This is a genomic window from Aliivibrio sp. S3MY1 (assembly GCF_028765575.1).
GTDB lineage: Bacteria > Pseudomonadota > Gammaproteobacteria > Enterobacterales > Vibrionaceae > Aliivibrio.
The window spans coordinates 1-23,925 of record NZ_JARACO010000010.1; the positions used below are offsets into that span (position 1 = coordinate 1).

Genomic DNA, 23,925 nt, shown 5'->3' on the forward strand with positions numbered 1-23,925 from the left:
AGGAGGCACATATTACGGTTTACCAAAAATATGTCAATGACTTTTTAAGTAAAAAATAACGCTTTTTGTTCAACAGCCTACGAAACAACCAAAATGAGCAAAAATGAAACGTTATCCGTGGTTTGTGCCTTTGTTTGTACCTTGTTTTTCTTTATTTTCACCTAATTGAATTAGATAAAAATAAACAAGGCTGACAATGTCAGCCTCATTCATACGAATTAAAAGTTACCTTGCGTCGCAGCAGGTGTACCTTTTTCCGCTTGAATGCGCATGTAAATCTCTTCACGGTGTACAGATACTTCTTTAGGTGCATTAACACCAATACGTACTTGGTTGCCTTTAACGCCTAGTACAGTAACTGTTACTTCATCACCAATCATTAAAGTTTCACCTACACGGCGTGTCAGAATTAGCATTCGAATGCTCCTTGAGTAATCTCAGTTTTATAATAAATGTATGTTTTGTCCGTTATCGCCTATTTTCATAAACGTCTCTGCTCAAGAAACAGCGATCATAAGGTTATTATCTTGTGATTGCTCTGTAATAACAAACGTTTTATGTAAAATTTCGGCTGCTTGTTCGAAATCAGCCTGATTAACGATAACCGACACACTTTTGGGCTCTTTATTGTGTTGATAGATATCAACACCATTAGCCTTCAGTTGATTGCAAGCAAGATCTGCCATCCCTTCAACTTTATCACCAACTAACGTTAGTATTGATAAGCTACTAATATTGCGTATTTTTGTATTAAATGCCAGTTTCAATTGTAAAAAAGTTGCTTTTGGCACAACAATTTTAAAACAATCACTTTGAGCAGTTAACTCTTCATACTGTTTCAACAGTATTGCTTGTTCTGTAATGGAGAGCCCTGTGCATTCAACAAGAAGTAAATCCTGCTTTAAAGCCAATCCTGTTACCGATGGACTCTCTGCGGGCTCTTCACAAATTAAAGTCCCTTCCCCCTCTTCAAATGAAGAAAGTACTCGTAACTTCACCGATGTTCTCCAAGCATGAGCAACAGAATGCTCTTGCAATACTTTCGCGCCCGATTTTGCTAAAAGGTGCATATCAGAAAATGACACCTCTTTTAAACGTCGAGTATTAGCTACATAGCGAGGATCGGAAGAATAAACGCCATCAACATCAGTAAATATCTGACATTCATCTGCATTTAAGGCAGCAGATAAGGCGACAGCTGTCGTATCAGAGCCGCCTCTTCCTAATGTGGTGATGTTACCGTGAGCATCACGACCTTGAAAGCCAGCAATAATTACCACATACCCTTTATCAACCCATTGAGTAATTAAGTCAGTTTCAATATGCTCAATAGTTGCATCGTTAAAGGTGCTGTTAGTATAAATACCCGCTTGATCAGCCGTTAGAGAAATGGCTTTAACGCCTTTCTGATTTAAAGACATGGCTAGTAGCGCAATAGAAACCTGTTCACCAGCAGAAAGGAGCATATCCAATTCACGAGGCTCAGGGGCCTCACTAATTTGATTTGCTAAGCTCATTAAGCGATTGGTTTCTCCGGCCATAGCAGAAACAGCAACAACGACATCATGCCCTTGTTGCTGTGCTGAAATGATACGTTCAGAAACAGATTGGATCCGTTCAATGGACCCAACTGATGTACCACCATACTTTTGTACGATTAATGCCACTGATACGACCTATTACAGACGCTCAGTTAGCCAAGCTTCAACAGAAGCTAGTGCTGCGGGTAATGCATTCGCATCAGTACCGCCAGCTTGAGCCATATCAGGACGACCGCCGCCTTTACCACCAACTTGTTGTGCAACCATATTCACTAATTCGCCCGCTTTCACTTGACCAATAAGATCTTTACTTACACCTGCAATTAAACCAACTTTACCGTCATTCACATTACCTAACATGATAACGCAGCTGCCGATTTGATTTTTAAGCTCATCAACCATGCCACGAAGCGCTTTACTCTCTGCACCATCTAACTGGGCAATAAGTACTTTTGTTCCTGCAATGTCTTGAACTTGATTGATAAGGCTTGCCCCTTCTTGAGACGCTAGCTTATCTTTAAGCTGTTGGATCTCTTTCTCAAGTTGTTTTGCTTTTGATGCAGCTTCGTTCAGCTTTTTATCGGCTGATTTTTGTTGTGCTTCAATCGCATCTAATGCGGCTTCACCAGTAACGGCTTCAATACGGCGGATACCCGCGGCAATGCCACTTTCTGACGTGATTTTAAATAAGCCAATATCACCCGTGCTTGATGCGTGAATACCACCACATAACTCAGTAGAAAACTCACCCATAGACAGAACACGAACTTCATCGTCGTATTTCTCACCAAATAAAGCCATTGCGCCTTTTTCTTTAGCAGCATCAATGTCCATTAGATTTGTTTCAATCTCATGATTTAAACGTACTTGTTGGTTAACAATACGCTCAACTTTACGTAATTCTTCCGCTTTTACGCCTTCAAGGTTAGAGAAGTCAAAACGTAAACCTTCCGCTTTAACTAATGACCCTTTTTGAGTTACGTGCTCACCGAGTACTTCACGAAGAGCTGCGTGTAATAAGTGAGTTGCTGAGTGATTTAAAGTAATCGCAGTACGACGCTCTTCATCAACTTGAGCCATTGCACTATCAGCCGTTGATAATACACCTTCAACTAACTTACCGTGGTGACCAATCGCATTACCTACTTTTTGAGTATCAGTAACAACAAACTTACCCGCTTCAACAGTAATGATACCTGCATCACCAGATTGACCACCTGACTCAGCATAGAATGGCGTTACATCTAAAATTAGAATCGCATCATCACCAGCAGAAAGAGTCTCAACGCCTTCACCTTCACGGAAGATTTCTAATACCGTTGCTTTTGCTTCAGTCGAATCATAACCGTGGAATACTGTTTCAGATTCAACCTTAATGATTGCATTGTAATCAGTTCCAAATTGACCCGCTTCACGAGCACGCTGACGTTGTTCTTCCATCGCCTTCTCAAAACCATCTTCATCGATAGTTAATTCACGCTCACGAGCAACATCATTGGTTAAATCTGCAGGGAAACCGTAAGTATCGTAAAGTTTAAATACGGTTTCGCCGTCAAGAACGGTGCCCTCTAGGTTATCTAACGCTTCGTTCAGAATTACCATGCCGCGCTCAAGCGTACGACCAAAGTTTTCTTCTTCGATCTTAAGTACTTTTTCTACTAGTGCTTGCTGTTTTTTAAGTTCTTCACCAGCCGTGCCCATGATCTCAGCCAATGGACCAACTAATTTATAAAAGTAAGAGCCTTTAGCACCTAACTTGTTACCGTGACGTACCGCACGACGAATAATACGACGTAATACGTAACCACGGCCTTCGTTTGACGGCATAACACCATCAACGATTAAATAAGCACAAGAACGGATGTGGTCAGCAACAACACGTAGAGATTGGTTTGAAAGATCATCGTAACCAACAACTTTTGCTGTTTCTTTAATTAATGTTTGGAAAATATCAATTTCATAGTTTGAGTGTACGCCTTGCATGATTGCGGCAATACGCTCAATACCCATACCTGTATCTACTGATGGCTTTGGAAGTGGTTCCATTGTGCCATCCGCTTGACGGTTGAACTGCATGAAAACGTTGTTCCAAATTTCGATGAAACGGTCACCATCTTCTTCAGGTGTACCTGGACGGCCACCCCAAATGTGCTCACCATGATCGTAGAAAATTTCAGTACAAGGACCACAAGGACCCGTGTCACCCATCTGCCAGAAGTTATCTGATGCATAAGGTGCGCCTTTGTTATCACCAATACGAACGATACGGTCCGCAGGGATACCCATTTCTTTATTCCAGATTTCAAATGCTTCGTCATCTGTTTCGTAGATAGTCACTAATAGACGATCTGCAGGAAGCTCTAAACGCTCTGTTAAGAATTCCCATGCGTATTTAATTGCGTCTTGCTTGAAATAATCACCAAAGCTAAAGTTACCTAGCATTTCAAAGAAAGTATGGTGACGAGCAGTAAAGCCTACGTTTTCTAAATCGTTATGCTTACCACCAGCACGAACACAACGCTGAGCGGTAGTTGCACGAGTATAGTTACGCTTCTCTGAACCTAGGAAACAATCCTTAAATTGGTTCATACCGGCATTGGTAAATAGAAGAGTTGGATCATTTGCTGGAACTAGAGAAGAACTCTCAACAATTTGGTGTCCTTTGCTTTCAAAAAAAGCAAGAAACGCACGGCGGATCTCGTCAGTGCTCATATACATGTGGATATTCCTGATTGAATCGTAGGTTAACTCACTCTTGTACTCAGTTAAGACAAGCAGTGTTTTTTAGACAGAATTTCGAACATTGTATACGCAAATGAGAGCGAAATATAGATTGAGTAGAGCGATCAAGTAAGGAAAGAGAAATAATTCTATTTGTGATTAGGGCTGTCTTTTTTTATAGACGTAAAAAAGCCAAACACGATGGTTTGGCTTTCTATTATTTCACTGAAAATTGAATAAATTAAAATTCTTCGTTTTCTTCTTCAATTTTCTCTTCGATTTCAGGTTGTTCTTCTGCTGGTGTTAATAACATCTCGCGCAGTTTATGGTCTAATTCAGTCGCAATCTCTACGTTATCACGCATGAATTTAGACGCATTTGCTTTACCTTGGCCAATCTTGTCGCCATTGTAGCTATACCAAGCGCCAGCTTTATCGACTAATTTATGCTTCACACCTAAATCAATTAGCTCACCTTCACGGTTAAAGCCTTTACCATATAAAATTTGAGTTTCAGCTTGCTTAAATGGCGCTGCAATTTTGTTTTTAACTACTTTGATTCGAGTTTCGTTACCCACAACCTCATCACCATCTTTTACGGCGCCAGTACGACGAATATCAAGACGAACAGATGCGTAGAACTTAAGTGCATTACCACCAGTTGTCGTTTCTGGGTTACCAAACATCACACCAATTTTCATACGAATTTGGTTGATGAAGATACACATACAATTTGATTGTTTTAGGTTACCCGTTAACTTACGCATTGCTTGAGAAAGCATACGAGCTTGAAGACCCATGTGGCTGTCGCCCATCTCACCTTCAATTTCTGCTTTTGGCGTTAATGCAGCAACTGAATCGACTACGATTACATCAACCGCGCCAGAACGCGCTAATGCATCAACGATTTCTAATGCTTGCTCACCAGTATCAGGTTGAGAACATAATAATTGGTCAATATCAACACCCAGTTTTTGAGCGTAGATAGGGTCTAGAGCATGCTCCGCATCAATAAATGCACAGGTTTTTCCTGCTTTTTGTGCTTGAGCAATCGCTTCCAAAGTTAGTGTTGTTTTACCTGATGATTCAGGACCGTAGATTTCTACGATACGCCCCATTGGTAAACCGCCAGCACCTAGAGCAATATCAAGAGATAAAGAACCAGTAGACACAGTTTCAACATCCATTGTGCGGTTATCGCCCAACTTCATAATTGAACCTTTACCAAATTGTTTTTCAATTTGACCTAATGCGGCGGCCAGTGCTTTTTTCTTGTTATCGTCCATTTGATTCTCCAGATTTCTAGATCACTAAATCAGTTAATGAACAGTAGTATACTGTCTATTCATACAGTGTCCATAGGCTAACTCGTTTTTTTATCAAAATTTCTATTGCGCCTTAATACAAAAAACCATAAGCACTTGAATTAATTAAGTTCTAACAGTCTTATCTTTAATGTTAGAAATGCATATTCAATCGCACTTTTTCTTATTTCACTACGATCACCAGTAAAATACACAGTAGTTTCTTGATGCCAATTCGTTTTATCTGCAAAACCAAAACACACAGTCCCAACAGGCTTATCTTCTGTTGCCCCTCCAGGGCCTGCAATGCCACTAATAGATACACTAATATCAGCATTGCTGTTACGTAGCGTCCCTAAGGCCATCTCTTTGACTACCGCTTTACTTACTGCCCCAAAAGAGTTTAGCGTATCTAAATGAATCCCTAATGACTCTTGCTTTGCTTGGTTACTGTAGGTCACAAAACCACGCTCAAACCAAGCAGAACTCCCTGCATTCTCCGTCGCACAAAAAGCAACACCACCACCAGTACACGATTCTGCACAAGCCATCGTTTTGCCTTGTTGCATCAATAGCTCACCAACTTCTTGCGCGAGTTGAGCATTTTTTGTCATATCCATTAAATTCTTCCATCTTGATTCGAATTTTATTGATTCTATCTTTGATTGCCGTCTTGATTCACGTATTCTTAGCAACAAATATTCTCAACACTCATTAGGTCTCGTTGTGGCAACAAAATCAACTGAAAAACACACCCCAATGATGCAACAGTACTTGCGTTTAAAATCTGAAAATCCGGATATCTTACTGTTCTATCGTATGGGCGACTTTTATGAGCTTTTCTATGATGATGCCAAACGAGCCTCTCAGCTTCTTGAAATATCGTTAACGAAACGAGGCTCCTCAGCAGGTGAACCAATTCCAATGGCAGGTCTTCCTTACCATGCCGTTGAGGGCTACTTAGCCAAATTAGTTCAGCAAGGCGAGTCTGTTGCTATCTGTGAGCAAATTGGAGACCCTGCTACGAGTAAAGGTCCTGTTGAGCGCAAAGTGGTTCGTATCGTAACCCCAGGAACGGTTACTGATGAAGCTCTTCTTCCAGAGCGTTTTGATAATCTTATTGCCGCTATTTTTCATCATAAAGGCCGCTTTGGTTACGCCACATTAGACATTACTTCTGGCCGATTTAAAGTATCAGAACCAGGCACAGAAGAAGCAATGTTGGCTGAGTTACAACGAACTTCTCCTACAGAGCTTTTGTTTAGTGAAGATTTCGAACCTGTGCATTTATTAGAGAAACGCAGTGGTAATCGTCGTCGCCCAGTATGGGAATTTGAATTAGAAACCGCTAAACAACAATTAAACCAACAGTTTGGTACACGTGACCTAATTGGTTTTGGAGTAGAAAAAGCTGAATTTGGTTTATGTGCGGCTGGCTGTCTTATTCAGTATGTAAAAGACACGCAACGTACAACCTTGCCTCACATTCGCTCTATTGTGATGGATCATCAAGATGACTCGGTGATCTTAGATGCCGCAACACGTCGTAATTTAGAAATAACCCAAAATCTAGCGGGTGGTTTTAATCATACGTTATCAGAAGTACTCGACCACACATCAACCGCAATGGGCAGCCGTCTTTTAAAGCGTTGGTTACATCAACCAATACGAACTCATCAAGTTTTAAATCAACGTCTTGATGCGATTGGAGAATTAAAAGAAAGTGGTCTATTCACAGAGCTTGCTCCACAGTTAAAACAAATTGGTGATGTAGAGCGAATTCTTGCTCGCTTAGCATTACGCTCTGCTCGTCCAAGAGATTTAGCTCGCTTACGTAACGCATTACAACAACTACCAGAGCTTGCACAAAGCACCAAAGAATTTGAACAAGCTCATTTAGTAGAACTGGCTTCACTTGCGCAGCCTATAGACTCAATTTGCGATCTATTAGAACGCGCAGTAAAAGAGAACCCTCCTGTTGTTATTCGTGACGGGGGTGTATTAGCTGATGGTTATAATGAAGAGCTCGACCAATGGCGAGATCTCGCTAATGGTGCGACGTTATTCTTAGAAAAACTTGAGCAAGAAGAGCGCGAACGTCATGATATTGATACGCTGAAAGTCGGCTATAACAACGTTCATGGTTTTTATATCCAGATCAGCAAAGGTCAAAGTCATAAAGCACCTGCTCACTATGTTCGTCGTCAAACACTGAAAAATGCAGAACGCTATATTATTCCAGAGCTGAAAGAACATGAAGATAAAGTGCTAAGCTCAAAATCAAAAGCACTAGCGATAGAAAAGAAACTGTGGGAAGAGTTGTTTGATCAACTTCTACCTCACTTAGAACAGCTTCAATTAATGGCCAATGCGATTTCTGAATTAGACGTATTAAGTAACCTTGCTGAGCGTGCTGATAGCTTAAATTATTGCCGTCCTACCTTATCATCAGAGATAGGGATGAACATTGAAGGTGGCCGTCACCCTGTTGTTGAACAAGTGATGAGCAATCCGTTTATTGCCAACCCAATCAATTTAAACGGTAACCGAAAAATGTTGATCATTACCGGACCAAACATGGGTGGTAAATCAACCTATATGCGCCAAACCGCATTGATCGCTTTAATGGCACATGTTGGTTGTTATGTTCCTGCTGATTCTGCAAAAATTGGCCTATTAGATCGCATATTTACCCGCATTGGAGCATCAGATGATCTTGCTTCTGGACGCTCAACATTTATGGTTGAAATGACAGAAACAGCAAACATCCTTCATAATGCTACCAAACACAGTTTAGTGTTAATGGATGAAATTGGTCGCGGTACAAGTACTTATGATGGACTCTCTCTTGCTTGGGCAAGTGCTGAATGGTTAGCAACAAAAATTAATGCCATGACACTATTTGCTACCCATTACTTTGAACTGACTGAATTACCAAGCCTATTTAATGGATTAGCCAATGTACATTTAGATGCAGTAGAGCATGGTGATGAGATTGCCTTTATGCATGCTGTTCAAGATGGCGCTGCCAATAAATCTTACGGCCTAGCGGTTGCTTCTCTGGCGGGAGTGCCAAAAACGGTCATCAAAAAAGCCAAACAAAAGCTTCAACAACTTGAAAATGGTCAACCTAAAAACCAAACATTAGCGACAACTCAAGTAAAACAAGAGCATCAATTGTCTCTTATTCCTGAGCCAAGTGACGTTGAAGAAGCATTAGCAAATGTAAACCCAGATGATCTAACACCCCGACAGGCGTTAGAAGAACTATATCGCCTAAAAGCACTTTTGTAACTTTCACCACATCTCAATTTTAATTAAGGCAATAACGCCAATGTTATTGCCTTTTTTATACATTCCCCTTTCTTTATCTTTATAATTTCCTATCTTATTTATATAGCAAATTATTCGTTTTTATAGAAAAAACAACCTCTCATTATTTTCAACCAAATTTGACTATTTACTCAAAAAGCATTTCAATTAACATAAAGTTAACAAGAATAGTTACAATAACCTGCAGGATGCCGCCATGAGTCAGCCATTATTCGATCACAATACCAACCCTCAACTCCCTCATGAAGCGATGCTTGAATGGGCCAAGAAAAAACCAACTTCGATTTTCCTTCGTCAAATAAAGGAGAGGCACTTTGTTGACTACACCTTCTCTGAAGTGGTTGATAAGGCGCTACGCTTAGTGAGCGCATTACAAAGTATGGGGATACAACCAAAAGATCGGGTTGCTTTAATTTCTAAAAATTGTGCCGAATGGTTTATTACTGATTTAGCTCTAATGCTTGGGGATTTTGTTAGTGTCCCTATTTTTCCAACTGCGGGGCTAGATACCATTGAACATTGTTTAACGCACAGTGATAGTAAAGCGCTCATTGTTGGTAAACTCGATAATAATGAAGCGACTACTCAAGCAATAAAAAACCTTCCTCACCTTTCTACCATTGCTTTTGATTATGACTCAGCAGCTCAATCTCAGTATCAATTTGAAGACCTAATTAAAGAACATCAGCCTTCAAAATTCAGACCTGATCATAATGACAATACGTTAATGTCTATTGTATATACATCAGGAACATCAGGGTTACCAAAAGGGGCAATGCTAACCTTTGGCGGCTTTAGTCGTTCGTCCAAACATCTCGTTAATCATATTGGGATGCAACCCGATGATCGTTTATTTTCCTACTTACCTCTTGCTCATATAACAGAGCGTGTATACATCTTAGGCTCTGCATTTTTCGGGGGCATTCAAACCGCCTTTCCTGAATCCTTAGATACCTTTATAGATGATGTAAAAATGCATCGTCCTACTTTATTTATATCTGTTCCCCGATTATGGACGGTATTCCAACAACGAATTCAAGATAAATTACCTCAGAAAAAACTCAATATATTACTCAAAATCCCGTTTGTTAATGGCTTAATCAAACGTAAATTGGCTGATGGCTTAGGCTTAGATCAAGCCCGAGTTCTAGGTTGTGGTTCCGCCCCCGTCTCAGCCGGATTATTAAAATGGTATGAAAGCATTGGTTTACATATTACTGAAGCGTGGGGAATGACCGAAACATTTGCTTATAGCACCCTCAACCACCCTTATCGTTCAGATAAAGTTGGAACGGTTGGCTCAGCAGGTCCTGGCGTTGAATTGAAAATAGCCGCCGATGAAGAGATTTTAGTTCGAGGTGATGGACTCTTTGCGGGCTACTATAAAAATGATGAAGCCACGGCAGAAACGTTTAATCAAGAAGGTTGGCTACATACTGGAGATATTGGATCGATTGATTCTGAAGGGTTCTTAACAATACAAGGCCGCAAAAAAGACACATTCAAAACAGCTAAAGGGAAGTTTGTTGCTCCTGTTCCTATTGAAAAACGTATTTTTGATTTAAGTAACTTAGAAATGATGTGTCTTATTGGCTCAGGGCTTCCTGGTCCAATTCTATTGGCTATTCCTCACTCATATCCTAATTTTAACCAAGAACGGTACGAAAGAACCGCACTAAAAAACTTAGAGACCATTAATAGTGGCCTCGAGTCTCATGAGAAGCTAAAAGGCATCTTAATGATCAAAGAACCATGGAGTATCGAAAATGGCATTTTAACTCCAACATTAAAGATAAAACGTCATATTTTAGAGAAAAAATACCATGAGTTTGCATCTTCTTGGCCAAAAGATAAAAAAATAATCTGGGAATAATCCTAAATAGGGAGCATTTAACAACCAAAACAGCGAGGTGACTTAATTATTTTACCTGCAGAAAATGGCTTTGATGCACTCCGTCGTCAAGTTCCTGTTCGTTATTCGAACCTTCAAGGTAATGTAATTTCAGATACTCAGCCAGCAACAACAGTCATCACTTTAGATAAACCAGAAGTGGTTTCATTTTAGCGTTAATTAGACGTTAAATAATCAGATACAGATGGGAGCCTTTGTGCTCCCATTTTTTATGAATATTCTTTAAGGGTGAATGTTATACTTACCCTAATTCAAGATAAATGGCGACATTATGACACAACAAAATAACCCGCTTCACGGTTTGACCCTGCAGGCAATCTTAACAGAATTAGTTGAACATTACGGTTGGGAGGAATTAAGCTACATGGTTAACATCAATTGTTTTAAATCCGATCCAACCATTAAATCAAGTTTGAAATTTTTGCGAAAAACCGAGTGGGCGCGAGTGCGAGTAGAGAATATCTATTTGAAACTTCAACGTCATAAAGAAAAAGCAGAAAAATTAAATTAATCTGAATAATACCAATTCCAGTAATTATCTAATCGTTATATTGGTTTAAATCGTAACTTAAATATTCAATCGATTAAAAACAAAAAGCCCCGTAAGTTTGCACTTACGGGGCTTTTTTAATTAAAGAGCGTTAGCCAGAATTACTTCTTAGCGTTAGCTTCTTTAACGTCAGCAATAACTTTTTCAGCCACGTTCATTGGGCAAGGTGCGTAATGAGCGAATTCCATAGAGAATTGACCACGACCTGAAGTCATTGTACGTAGAGTACCGATGTAACCAAACATTTCTGAAAGTGGTACGTCAGCTTTAACACGAACACCAGTTACGCCAGCCATTTGGTCTTTGATCATGCCACGACGACGGTTAAGGTCACCGATTACATCACCAACGTGATCATCTGGAGTAAACACGTCTACAGCCATGATTGGCTCTAGAAGTTGAGCACCCGCTTTTGGCATAGATTGACGGAATGCACCTTTCGCTGCGATTTCAAATGCTACTGCAGATGAATCGACTGCGTGGAAACCACCATCTAGAAGTTCGATTTCAACATCAAGAACAGGGAAACCAGCAAGAACACCAGTATCCATCATGCCTTTGAAGCCTTTCTCGATTGCAGGCCAGAATTCTTTAGGAACGTTACCGCCCACAACAGAAGACTTAAATGCAAAACCTGAACCAACTTCACCTGGTTTCATAACGTAGTCGATCTTACCAAACTGACCAGAACCACCAGATTGTTTCTTATGCGTGTAGCTATCTTCAACAGCTTGAGTAATAGTTTCACGGTAAGCAACTTGTGGTTGACCAACTGTTAGGTCTACGCCGTACGTACGCTTAAGGATATCAACCTTAATGTCTAGGTGAAGCTCACCCATACCTTTAAGGATTGTTTCACCAGTTTCTTCGTCAGTTTCAACTTGGAAAGATGGATCTTCTGCAACCATTTTACCAATCGCTACACCCATTTTCTCAGTACTGCCTTTATCTTTAGGCGTTACAGAGATAGAGATAACTGGTACAGGGAATACCATTGGCTCAAGAGTGATTGGGTGCTTAGGATCACATAGAGTGTGACCAGTTTGCACGTTTTTCATACCAACGATAGCGATGATATCACCAGCTTGTGCGAATGTTAATTCGTTACGATCGTTCGCTTGCATCTCAACCATACGGCCAACACGCTCAGTTTTACCTGTGAACGAGTTAAGGATTGTATCACCCTTGTTTAGTTTACCAGAGTAAATACGTACGAATGTTAGTGCACCAAAACGGTCATCCATGATTTTGAATGCTAGCGCTTTGAATGTTTCGTCAGCAGAAACGATAGCGTGTTCGCCAGTCTCTTCGCCTTCTTCGTTCATTAGTGGTTGAGGATCTACTTCTGTTGGAGAAGGTAGGTAATCAACTACAGCATCAAGAACAAGTTGCATACCTTTGTTCTTAAATGCAGAACCACAGAATGCAGGGAAGAAGTCCATTGTGCGAGTACCCTTACGGATACATGCTTTTAGTTGCTCGATAGATGGCTCTTCGCCTTCCATGTAAGCTTCCATTAGGTCGTCGTCTTGCTCTACAGCAGTCTCAACTAGCATCTCACGGTATTCTTCTACTTGGTCAACCATGTCCGCAGGAACATCAGTGATCTCGAAGTTTTCTGGAAGACCCGTTTCATCCCAAATGTGAGCTTTACGAGTTAGAAGGTCTACAACACCAACGAAATCGTCTTCGATACCGATAGGAAGAACCATAACTAGCGGGTTAGCGCCTAGTACGTCTTGAGTTTGCTTAACAACACGGAAGAAGTCAGCGCCCATACGGTCTAGTTTGTTTACGAAGATAATACGTGCAACTTCTGATTCGTTCGCGTAACGCCAGTTAGTTTCTGATTGAGGTTCAACACCACCAGAACCACAGAATACACCGATACCACCGTCAAGTACTTTAAGAGAACGATAAACTTCAACAGTAAAGTCAACGTGTCCAGGAGTATCGATAACGTTAAAACGGTGATCTTTCCAGAAACAACTTACAGCTGCTGATTGGATAGTAATTCCGCGCTCAGCTTCCTGTTCCATGAAGTCAGTCGTAGATTCGCCATCATGAGTTTCACCAGATTTGTGGATCTGACCAGTAAGTTTTAGGATACGCTCAGTTGTGGTAGTTTTACCCGCATCAACGTGCGCGAAAATACCAATATTTCTGTATTTAGATAAATCAGTCATTGTTTTACTCTATTAATAGGATAGAAAATGCGCGCAGAGTATAACACAAACTGTCAATTGGTATATGCTTTGTTCTATTTTTGGATAGAATTTAGCCCAATTAACCTCTGCTTATTTTCTGCTTTTGCAAATTATAGTTGAATTTACACAATTTCAAATACAAAGAATAGTGTAAATCCATAATTATTGCCGTTTATAGCTCTTCAAAGGCATCAATTGCTTCTGAGAGCTTCTTTACACCATGGATCTGCATACCTTCAATACCACCTTTAGGCATATTTGCCGCGGGTACGATTGCACGTTTAAATCCATGTTTATAGGCTTCCATCAATCGTTCTTGTCCACTAGGCACAGGACGGATTTCACCAGCCAGTCCAACTTCACCAAATACCACCACATCTTTTGGCAATGGGCGATCTTTAAAGCTAGATAATAAAGCCATAATTAAGGCTAAATCGGCACTGGTTTCAGCAACTTTGACACCACCAACAACATTAACAAAGACATCTTGGTCAGCCATTTGCAACCCACCATGCTTATGCAGCACCGCCAGTAACATTGATAATCGATTTTGATCTAAACCTACCGATACTCGTCTCGGATTTGATAATTGGGAGTAATCAACTAACGCTTGAATTTCCACTAATAAAGGTCGAGTCCCTTCCCATACCACCATAACAGAGCTGCCAGAAGTTTCCTCCTCGCCACGAGACAAGAAAATAGCGGATGGGTTATTAACTTCTTTAAGGCCCTGCCCTGTCATCGCAAATACGCCCAACTCATTCACTGCACCGAAACGGTTTTTATTGCAACGTAATGTTCTAAAGCGACTGTCGGCACTGCCATCAAGCAATACAGAACAGTCAATAATATGTTCGAGAACTTTTGGTCCTGCTAATGTGCCGTCTTTTGTTACGTGTCCAACAAGGAAAATAGAGACATTATTCTGTTTTGCATAACGCGTTAATGTCGTTGCAGATTCTCTCACTTGAGAAACACTGCCAGGAGAAGATTGAACATCATCGACATGCATTACTTGAATTGAATCGATAACCATTATTTTAGGTTTTTCTTTTTCTGCAATCTGGCAAATTTTATCAATGCTGGTTTCAGATAACATTTTTAAATTATCTTTTGGTAATCCTAAGCGAGACGCTCGCATCGCTACTTGTTGGAGTGATTCCTCACCCGTAACATACAAGGTTGGCATATGTGCCGCTAACTGACACATGGTTTGTAATAATAGCGTTGATTTACCCGCACCAGGATTACCGCCGATCAAAATAGCTGCTCCAGGAACAATGCCACCACCCAGAACTCTATCAAACTCTTTAAACGTAGTGGAAAATCTAGGAACTTCTTGAAGATCGATACTTGATAAGGCTTGAACTTGAGATTCGGCCGATAAACCAGCATATCCTACTAAACGCTCATTACGAGCAACTTGTGGTGAAGCCGCTAAGCGAACTTCTGTTATCGTGTTCCATGCCCCACAAGCACTACACTGCCCTTGCCAACGAGGGAAGTCTGCCCCACAATCATTACAAACGTAGGCTCGTTTTGCTTTTGCCATATATCACCGACATAAATGTTATTAGAGTGATGGGTATTATTTAACGTATAATGTTAAATATTTTAGCAACTCTGCCGATAAACCCATTAGATTGTTATTACTGTACCAGAAATCATGCAGCAAGAAGAATATCAAAGCTATGTAGATCAACTTATCCCTGTTTTTGGCGAACCAGATTTTGAACTGGTGAGCAGGCAAGTCATGGCACATGAACATCCTTCAGTTCATTTAATCGTAAAGATTGAACTGAAGCGTATTATGACGCCTTGCATAAAAAGCATTGATTTACGTGGACGTGTAAAAGGAGAATGTCATCAATACGATCTTGATGGCTATACACATTGGTTAGATGATGTCGCAATCAATACCTATCACAAAACTATAGAACGCTACGGAAGCTATACTGAAGGTGTTTGGGAAGCATTAACCAATACCCGTAATAATTTTCGTGTTTTGCATAAGAATAAAGAAATCAACATACCTTCTAGTGAGAAAAGTGAAAGTGGTTCTTTTAAAGCAAAATTAGTTCGTTTTGGTCATTACCTCACTCGAAGTGAAAGCCGTTTGCGTATGTCTACACAAGTGACGGTTCTTTTACCCAATGGCAATCTTATTCATGGAACAAGCAGTGACCTATCCTCCTCAGGAGCTAGGATCAAAGTTCCTACCGCTTTTGAATACGGATTAGGCCAAATTATTCAGGTTAGCTTCCCAAGTCTTGCTAAAGATACCTGCATTAAAGAGCTTAATGGGGATTTTCCTTATCGTATTTTAGGTATTCACGACAGTGAAGAAAATGATAGCTATCGTTGGCTACGCCTGAAAATGGAATCGGATCATGATGTTATTGCAGCAGCTATCGATGAAAAACTAAATAAAAATAAACGTCGAACTCAGCATGATCAAAAAGATCAAATTGTAAGAGCTAGAACTCAAGGCTATGAACACTGCTTTTTAAAACACACCACTAATATTCCTCTATTTTTTTCTGGGGATAATCTAAAATACGCCATTATTACTGATCACAATGAAACGCTTTGGAAACACTGGCATGATGAAAAAAACCAGCCGGTTATTAATCATCTTTTTAAAGCCGATCGAATGCAGTTTTTGACAAAGCCTGGATTAAAAGCCAGCCGTACGCATTTTTACAGCTTTAAACATGACCATGAAGACAGAGAGCTGTTTTACTCAATGATGTCATCGGAAGGCTCACAGAAAGAGCGTCAGTTATTTTGGCATATTGGCGCAAAAAGAAAAAGTTGGAAAGTTATTCGCTTATCCCTTTTTGAGTTAGAGCAAGGTGACAAAGAAAGATTATTAACCGTTGCACCTGAGATGGAAGGTGTTCTTGAAACGTTAACTCATATGGGGGTCTTAACGGAAATCAGCTTACCTGAAACACAAAAAGATTATCTCTTAACAGATAAGCCAAGTCTTGCTCCTAAAGAACTGAATCCATATCGCCATGCCACAGCATCAATCAGTCAAGCGCACGCACTCTATTTTGATTCAGCACCACGCCGTACAGAACCAAGATTTAATTATCAAACCTTAATTACGCTTTATCACCCGAGTTTTGGCGAAATTACAGGTAAAACGTTAGATATATCAACGAATGGACTGTCTATTCATTTAGACAAACCAGCACTGTTAACAAAAAAATCAGATGTAAAGATCACATTCAATGACTTACAAAGTTTAGACAAAAACACACCGTTGAGTCGTATTAGCTATCACGTATTGAAAGTTGCCTCTAATGGTCTAAACATTCAGCTACATATTGAAGACAGCTTACAAACCCAAAAAAGCAAAGCCTTTTTAGGTCGCTTAATCCAACATAATATAGAAAAGCTACCGATGGACTATGAGCAACTTCCATCAATGGATATGCTAAGAATTATGCATCAGTTATTACTCAATAAATTAACAACAACGCCGTTCTTTATTGAGAAAGATGACCATAAATTAAAAACCCGATGCATTGGCGTTAACTTTCCTCTCAATCGATTAAATACAATTTGGCAGCATTTAGGTGATGAACAGCATTTAAATTTAGAACCTATTTTTAAATCAAGAATGCAGAAATTACTCGTAGAACCATTGAGAACTCCCGCCAATCAACGCTCTCACCATCACGAGATTTATCTCGCGGTTGTGATCCGTGATGGAAAAATAAAATCGGTATTTACTCGAATGCTGCAAGAGTTCTCTTCTTATAACGACCGTATTACTTTTATAAGAAAAGCGAAAGAACACGGTGAATTTTTAGCGATACGAGTAACGACGACTGCTGTTAAGAACCCGTTATCAACAACTTCAGAAATAGAATTAAGTCAGCTAGCTCAATACGCGATACACTACGCAAGAGCTTTAGAAGATGAGCTATCGAGCATTGTTGGCTGTGGCGAAATTGCAGACATCACTGATGAAGTTCTCATCCGCTTAGAGTTAGGATAAGTCTGAATAAATCATATAAAAAATGGACTCTCTTTAGAATTAGAGTCCATTTTTCTATCTATTATTAGCTAATAATTTATACAAATCACAGTAAGTAAACACTCAAAAATAGCGAAGAAAAAGGCTTAATAACAAGCTAGGATGATCCGTCATCTACTATGATTGGTATTACCAACTTAATTTTTTATTCAATAATAACGAAGCAGAAAGAATACAAGCAACTCCACCTAAATCAGCATGACGAATGGCAGCTTGAGCTTGTTGTTGAACCTTAGGTTTCGCATGATAAGCAATACCTAGGCCTGCAGCCTCCATCATTACCAGATCATTAGCACCATCACCAACGGCGACCGTATTGCTGATCTCAATGTCATATTTATCAGCTAATTCAACTAAGATTTCTGCTTTTGTTTCAGCGCTAACAATCTCACCAATAACTTTACCTGTCAGCTTTCCATTAAGGATTTCAAGTTGATTGGATTGTGCATGCACTAAATTTAATTCTTCTTTTAGATAATCAGAGAAATAAGTAAAACCACCAGAAGCAATAGCTGGTTTCCAGCCCTGTTGATGCATGGTAGCTATAAGTTCTCTGATTTCAGGCATAAATGGGAGCGTTGATTTCACTTGAGCTAATATTGATTCATCAGCCCCTTCAAGAGTGCCTACACGCTGAAGCAAACTGTCTTTAAAATCGAGTTCACCTTGCATTGCTCGCTCTGTAACTTCAGATACTTGTTTACCTACACCAGCAAGCTTTGCAATCTCATCAATACACTCTATCTCTATCGCAGTAGAGTCCATATCAAATAAAATAATACCCGGCTTGGATAAATCTGGAATGTCTTTTATTTCAGCATAATCCAGTTCTAGAGCATCAAGAATTGTTTTGTGTTCAGAGGTTATTGCACCGGCTATGGCGGCGACTTCATAATGGCCAACTTTCCAAGTTGCTATGACTTTAGATGGCTCGCCAACAAAGAAATCGATGTCTTGGAAATGTTCTGGGGACAAATGATATCCATATACTATCCAACCTGTTTGTTTTATATCAAGTTGGCTTATTTCTAGCGTTGATGAGAACCGCTTTAACAGAGGTATGTTTTTCTTAATTAACAATGGGGCTATCGTATCCATGATTCGTATCCTTACTAATCCTATCTCAAAAATACCGATTGAAGAGCAGATGAGCAATAGTCAAACGACATAAACTGCTATTTTTTTTTAATTTGGGTATAATTCCGTCATTCTTATTTTTGTGGTGCTAACGATGCTTTCTCAAAATTTTGTCACCAAAAGTATAATATTACTTTCTCTTTTGGCATTCAGTTATTTTATTTTAATCAACAGTACCGTTATCAGTGACAGTAACCAAGTCATTCAAAATAAACAGTTACAAGATTTAAGTCGAACAATGGCTCGCCAAGCAGCCCTATTTTCTGTTGATAATATCAAACAAGATAATCATGAAGGGTTACTGCAACTGGCTAATAATTTAGCCAAAGAGCCTCTAGTGTTCGATGCCACGATTTATGATGCGGAAGGTGGCATTTTAGCTAAAAGTGACAATGCACTAACTGCCTCTCAGATCACAGGATTAAACACCCCACTTTCTATTGATGGAATTGGTCGCCAACAGTTAATAGAGCCCATCACAAAAGATAATCATCTAATGGGCTTTTTAAGGATTACCTTTGAGAAATCAACCCTGACAGGATTTGCTAATCACCACTATCGTAAAAGTGACCGCTTAATGTTTGGTATGTTAGCAATAAGTTTAGTGTCGGGAATGCTCATTATGGCTCTACTTCGAAAACGTAAAAACTCAAATAAACCCATCACTACTTTATTTGGTGGGAAATCATAAAAAAGAAAGGCGATGAGGTTACCCTCATCGCCTTTTTGATATCTTAGCGTTAACCTAGCAATCGATATTATTTGTCGCCAAGTAAGACTGAATCTAGTGCGATGAGCATCATTTCATCAAACGTTGTTGCACGCTCATCTGATGTTGTTTGCTCACCGGTCTTAATGTGATCCGATACGGTACAAATTGCTAATGCTTTTGCACCGTATTCAGCAGCCACACCGTACATGCCTGCAGCTTCCATCTCTACGCCTACGATGCCGTATTTATCCATTAGATCAAACATGCTTGGATCTGGCGTGTAGAACAACTCAGCAGAGAAAAGGTTACCTACTTTTACATCAATACCACGTGCTTGAGCAGCTAACTCTGCGTTACGAACCATTTCATAATCAGCAATCGCTGCAAAGTCATGATCTTTAAAACGGATGCGGTTCACTTTTGAATCAGTACATGCGCCCATACCGATAACAACGTCACGTAATTTGATGCCATCATTCACTGCACCACAGCTACCAACACGGATAACTTTCTTAACACCGAAATCTTTTACTAATTCAGTCATGTAAATAGAACATGATGGTATGCCCATGCCATGCCCCATAACTGAGATCTTACGACCTTTATAAGTACCAGTAAAACCATACATATTACGTACATCACACACTTGAACTACATCGTCTAAAAAAGTTTCAGCAATATATTTTGCACGGATTGGGTCTCCTGGCATCAGTACTACGTCTGCAAAATCACCCATTTCAGCATTAATATGTGGAGTAGCCATAAGTTTGTATCCTTTCTTTTAACTTTAAATAGAAAAAAAGCAGCAGAGCGAACTCTACTGCTTATTATTTTTATAGGAAAGATTGTCCATATTCCATATCAGAGGTTTCAAAGTACTCTGCTAAGGTTTGACCAATATCTGCAAATGTATCACGACGCCCTAATGAACCTGCTGGTACTTTATGACCATAAACAAGAACAGGAATATGCTCACGTGTATGATCAGTTCCCGGCCATGTTGGATCACAACCGTGATCCGCCGTTAAAATAAGAATATCGTCTTCTTTTAACATATCCATGATTTCAGGAAGGCGACCATCAAAGTACTCTAACGCAGCCGCATAACCTGCAACATCACGACGATGGCCATACGCTGAATCGAAATCGACAAAATTTGTAAATACGATGGTGTTATCACCTGCTATTTCAATCGCGTCTTTAGTCGCATCAAACAGCGCTGGAATACCCGTCGCTTTGGTTTTTTGAGTAATACCACAACCTGCGTAAATATCAGAGATCTTGCCAATTGAATGAACGTGGCCACTCTTCTCTTCAACTAATTTTTGCAGCACGGTCATTGCTGGTGGCTCTAGTGATAAATCACGACGATTGCCTGTGCGCTCAAATTTACCTTTGCCTTCTCCAACAAATGGACGCGCAATTACACGGCCAATGTTGTAATCCGCAAGCTCTTCACGAGCAATCTGACAAAGCGTTAGCAGATTATCCAAACCAAATGTCTCTTCATGGCAGGCAATTTGGAATACAGAATCGGCAGAAGTATAGAAGATTGGCATGCCTGTTTTCATGTGCTCTTCGCCCAAATCATCAAGCACTTGAGTGCCTGATGCATGGCAGTTACCTAGATAACCAGAAAGATTTGCACGAGCAAGAATGCGATCAGTCAGCTCTTTAGGGAAGCTGTTTGTTTTATCAGAAAAGTACCCCCAATCAAACAACACAGGAACCCCTGCAATTTCCCAGTGGCCTGAAGGCGTATCTTTACCTGAAGATAATTCAGCCGCATGACCGTAAGCACCAATGATCTCAGCGTTCGCATCTAAACCTGCTGCAAATTGACCTGTTGATTCTTTACCAGCCATCGCTAAACCAAGCTTAGAAAGGTTTGGAAGAGTTAAAGGTCCTTGACGATTACTGTTGTCAGCGAGGCCTTTAGCACACTGCTCAGCAATGTGACCCATTGTATCTGAACCTACATCGCCAAATTTTTCAGCGTCGCCTGCGGCACCGATACCAAATGAATCTAGTACTAAAATTATTGCACGTTTCATGTTTTCTTCCTTACACATCTTCAGGGCGAATTTTGCGATAAACTTCCGGAGTCATTTCTGGTTGTTCATCACTAATCACGACGGCTGCTTTTACCGCATCCGCGGCTTGTTGCCATTGTTCTTCACTGCGAGCATGGATCATCGCTAGTGGTTGCTCTTTATCTGCTGTTTGACCAAGACGGATCATATCACTTAAACCAACCGCATAATCAATCGTATCGGTTGCAACACGACGGCCACCGCCCATACCAACAACGGCCATACCTAAATCACGAGTATCCATCGCATTAACAAAACCAGTTTTATCTGCAAATACAGGTTTAATAATTTGTGCGCTTTCTAAGTGGTTATCGTAATTTTCAATAATGTCACTTGGGCCGCCAAGACCAAATACCATTTTGCCAAAGCATTCTGCTGCTTTGCCATTATCTAATACCGTTTGTAATTTAGATCGAGCTTCTTTTTCATCTTTTGCTAAGTTAGCAATGACTAGCATATCAGCACATAGTGCCATCGTTACTTCGTATAAACGAGGGTTACGATATTCACCAGTTAAAAAACGAATCGCTTCACGCACTTCTAATGCATTACCTGCTGTAGAGGCTAACACTTGATTCATATCTGTAAGTAGTGCGGTTGTCTTAGTTCCAGCACCGTTTGCTACTGCAACTATCGATTTTGCTAACTCTTCAGATGCTTCGTAAGTTGGCATAAATGCACCAGAACCCACTTTAACATCCATGACTAACGAGTCTAACCCTGCCGCTAATTTCTTAGATAAAATAGAAGCTGTGATCAATGAAATATTATCAACGGTTGCTGTTACATCACGAGTCGCATACACACGTTTATCAGCAGGAGCTAAATCACCAGTTTGGCCAATAATCGCTACACCAGCTTCTTTAGTTACTTTTCCAAAAATCTCATTACTTGGCATAATGTTGTAACCAGCAATAGATTCAAGTTTATCCAGTGTACCGCCAGTATGGCCTAAACCACGACCTGAGATCATCGGGACATAACCACCACACGCTGCTACCATAGGACCAAGCATTAATGAAGTCACGTCACCAACACCACCTGTTGAATGCTTATCAACAATAGGTCCATCAAAGTTCATGTGACTCCAATCAATCACCATTCCTGAATCACGCATAGCGCACGTTAATGCGATACGTTCTGGCATTGTCATTTCATTAAAGTAGACCGCCATTGCAAAAGCTGCTATTTGACCTTCCGATACGGTATTCTTTGCAACCCCTTGAATAAAGAAGTTAATTTCTTCGGTTGTTAGTACTTTATTGTCACGTTTTCTGCGAATAATCTCTTGTGGTAGATACATTAGTGCCTCCCCAATCTTGGTTGGGTAATTTATATAGGTAGGGTTGAGGTAGGTGAGACGGTAATGCCTCACCTAAGTCGATTTATTTTTTAGCTATAAATCAAGTAACGAGAAACTAGTAAGCTGATGGATCAGCGGTTTCTTCAGTTACTTCTAATGTATTTAAAAGATTCGTCAGTAGGCTTGAAGCACCAAAACGGTAGTGCATGTTATCAGCCCAATCGCCACCTAAAATATCATCAGCCATTGCTAAATATGCTTGTGCATCTTCAGCAGTACGAACGCCGCCAGCAGGCTTAAAGCCAACTGTTTTCGCTACGCCCATATCACGAATAACTTCTAGCATCATGCGAGCGTATTCTGGTGTTGCATTAACCGGCACTTTACCTGTTGATGTTTTAATAAAGTTAGCGCCCGCTTCAATACAGATTTGAGACGCTTTTTTGATCAATGCTTCTTCTTTTAGCTCACCCGTTTCAATGATCACTTTAAGAAGAACATCACCACACGCTTCTTTACACTGTTTAACCAGTTCAAAACCAACCGTTTCATCACCTGCGATAAGCGCACGGTATGGGAATACCACATCAACTTCATCAGCACCATAAGCAACAGCGGCTTTAGTTTCAGCAACAGCGATAGCAATATCGTCATTACCGTGAGGGAAGTTAGTTACCGTTGCAATGCGTACTTCTGGTGTGCCTTGCTCGCGCAGCGTTTTCTTAGCGATAGGTACGAAGCGTGGGTAAATGCAAACAGCTGCTGTATTACCTACTGCTGTTTTCGCGTTCTTACATAATGCGATTACCGCTTCATCTGTATCGTTATCGTTAAGCGTCGTTAGATCCATTAATTGTAATGCACGTAGTGCCGCTGCTTTTAAATCGCTCATTGTTATCTCCAAAATAGAATAAATTCTTTGATAGTTTTGCTGTTCATATATTAAGTTCAACAGCAAATGAGCGGACTTGATTCCCTGAAGACTTGAGCGCATAACGCCCAATCAATATCCATTTTGCCGCCAGTACTTACTTCAATAGCATGAATGAGTACTGCTCTAAC

General features: G+C 40.2%; 17 protein-coding genes and 1 pseudogene. 6 read left to right on the forward strand and 12 right to left on the reverse strand.

What is annotated here, in order from left to right; all coding sequences use genetic code 11:
* Positions 1 to 218 precede the first annotated feature (218 nt).
* From csrA to PVK62_RS08440, 5 genes are all read right to left on the reverse strand, one after another.
* Positions 219 to 416 (reverse strand): carbon storage regulator CsrA, encoded by a 198-nt coding sequence (gene csrA, locus PVK62_RS08420; RefSeq protein ID WP_045101306.1) that lies wholly within the window; start codon positions 414 to 416, stop codon positions 219 to 221.
* Positions 417 to 497: 81 nt separating this feature from the next.
* The gene (locus tag PVK62_RS08425) at positions 498 to 1,667 is read right to left on the reverse strand and encodes an aspartate kinase (protein ID WP_274444102.1); all 1,170 of its coding nucleotides are present in this window, start codon (positions 1,665 to 1,667) and stop codon (positions 498 to 500) included.
* Positions 1,668 to 1,679: 12 nt separating this feature from the next.
* Positions 1,680 to 4,259, reverse strand: coding sequence for an alanine--tRNA ligase (alaS, locus tag PVK62_RS08430; RefSeq protein ID WP_274444101.1), 2,580 nt, complete (start codon positions 4,257 to 4,259; stop codon positions 1,680 to 1,682).
* Between the two features lie 244 nt (positions 4,260 to 4,503).
* Entirely contained in the window at positions 4,504 to 5,547 is a 1,044-nt protein-coding gene (recA, locus tag PVK62_RS08435; RefSeq protein WP_274444100.1) for a recombinase RecA, read from the reverse strand.
* A 140-nt stretch (positions 5,548 to 5,687) separates the two neighbouring features.
* Positions 5,688 to 6,185 carry a CinA family protein gene (locus PVK62_RS08440; protein WP_274444099.1) on the reverse strand — a complete coding sequence of 166 codons (498 nt, stop codon included), beginning with the start codon at positions 6,183 to 6,185 and terminating at the stop codon, positions 5,688 to 5,690.
* Between the two features lie 139 nt (positions 6,186 to 6,324).
* Between PVK62_RS08440 and mutS the strand changes: the two genes are divergently transcribed.
* The 4 genes and pseudogenes from mutS to PVK62_RS08460 all read left to right on the forward strand — a co-directional run bounded on the left by mutS (position 6,325) and on the right by PVK62_RS08460 (position 11,321).
* Positions 6,325 to 8,859 carry a DNA mismatch repair protein MutS gene (mutS, locus tag PVK62_RS08445; protein ID WP_274444105.1) on the forward strand — a complete coding sequence of 845 codons (2,535 nt, stop codon included), beginning with the start codon at positions 6,325 to 6,327 and terminating at the stop codon, positions 8,857 to 8,859.
* Positions 8,860 to 9,094: 235 nt separating this feature from the next.
* A complete protein-coding gene (locus PVK62_RS08450; protein ID WP_274444098.1) occupies positions 9,095 to 10,771 on the forward strand; it encodes an AMP-binding protein in 1,677 nt (558 codons plus the stop codon).
* Positions 10,772 to 10,807: 36 nt separating this feature from the next.
* A pseudogene (locus tag PVK62_RS08455) lies at positions 10,808 to 10,963 on the forward strand (cytosine deaminase); the annotation flags it as partial.
* 118 nt (positions 10,964 to 11,081) lie between these two features.
* On the forward strand, positions 11,082 to 11,321 hold the full coding sequence (locus PVK62_RS08460) for a VF530 family DNA-binding protein (protein ID WP_045101298.1): 240 nt from the start codon (positions 11,082 to 11,084) through the stop codon (positions 11,319 to 11,321).
* Positions 11,322 to 11,461: 140 nt separating this feature from the next.
* Here PVK62_RS08460 and fusA read toward each other — a convergent pair whose 3' ends face one another.
* Entirely contained in the window at positions 11,462 to 13,546 is a 2,085-nt protein-coding gene (gene fusA / locus PVK62_RS08465; protein ID WP_274444097.1) for an elongation factor G, read from the reverse strand.
* A 193-nt stretch (positions 13,547 to 13,739) separates the two neighbouring features.
* A complete protein-coding gene (gene radA / locus PVK62_RS08470; protein WP_274444096.1) occupies positions 13,740 to 15,119 on the reverse strand; it encodes a DNA repair protein RadA in 1,380 nt (459 codons plus the stop codon).
* A gap of 114 nt (positions 15,120 to 15,233) precedes the next feature.
* On the opposite strand from radA, the gene PVK62_RS08475 reads away from it, so the two are divergent.
* Positions 15,234 to 17,579: a PilZ domain-containing protein gene (locus tag PVK62_RS08475; RefSeq protein WP_274444095.1), complete on the forward strand. Its 2,346-nt coding sequence runs from the start codon at positions 15,234 to 15,236 to the stop codon at positions 17,577 to 17,579.
* Between the two features lie 168 nt (positions 17,580 to 17,747).
* Here PVK62_RS08475 and serB read toward each other — a convergent pair whose 3' ends face one another.
* Positions 17,748 to 18,716: a phosphoserine phosphatase gene (serB, locus tag PVK62_RS08480; protein ID WP_274444094.1), complete on the reverse strand. Its 969-nt coding sequence runs from the start codon at positions 18,714 to 18,716 to the stop codon at positions 17,748 to 17,750.
* A gap of 133 nt (positions 18,717 to 18,849) precedes the next feature.
* On the opposite strand from serB, the gene PVK62_RS08485 reads away from it, so the two are divergent.
* Positions 18,850 to 19,446, forward strand: coding sequence for a YtjB family periplasmic protein (locus tag PVK62_RS08485; RefSeq protein WP_274444093.1), 597 nt, complete (start codon positions 18,850 to 18,852; stop codon positions 19,444 to 19,446).
* Positions 19,447 to 19,513: 67 nt separating this feature from the next.
* Here PVK62_RS08485 and deoD read toward each other — a convergent pair whose 3' ends face one another.
* The 4 genes from deoD to deoC form a co-directional block, all read right to left on the reverse strand.
* On the reverse strand, positions 19,514 to 20,230 hold the full coding sequence (deoD, locus tag PVK62_RS08490; RefSeq protein ID WP_105054054.1) for a purine-nucleoside phosphorylase: 717 nt from the start codon (positions 20,228 to 20,230) through the stop codon (positions 19,514 to 19,516).
* Positions 20,231 to 20,300: 70 nt separating this feature from the next.
* A complete protein-coding gene (locus PVK62_RS08495; protein ID WP_274444092.1) occupies positions 20,301 to 21,521 on the reverse strand; it encodes a phosphopentomutase in 1,221 nt (406 codons plus the stop codon).
* A 10-nt stretch (positions 21,522 to 21,531) separates the two neighbouring features.
* Positions 21,532 to 22,863 carry a thymidine phosphorylase gene (deoA, locus tag PVK62_RS08500; RefSeq protein ID WP_274444091.1) on the reverse strand — a complete coding sequence of 444 codons (1,332 nt, stop codon included), beginning with the start codon at positions 22,861 to 22,863 and terminating at the stop codon, positions 21,532 to 21,534.
* Positions 22,864 to 22,978: 115 nt separating this feature from the next.
* Positions 22,979 to 23,755: a deoxyribose-phosphate aldolase gene (gene deoC / locus PVK62_RS08505; RefSeq protein ID WP_130044283.1), complete on the reverse strand. Its 777-nt coding sequence runs from the start codon at positions 23,753 to 23,755 to the stop codon at positions 22,979 to 22,981.
* Positions 23,756 to 23,925: the final 170 nt, after the last annotated feature.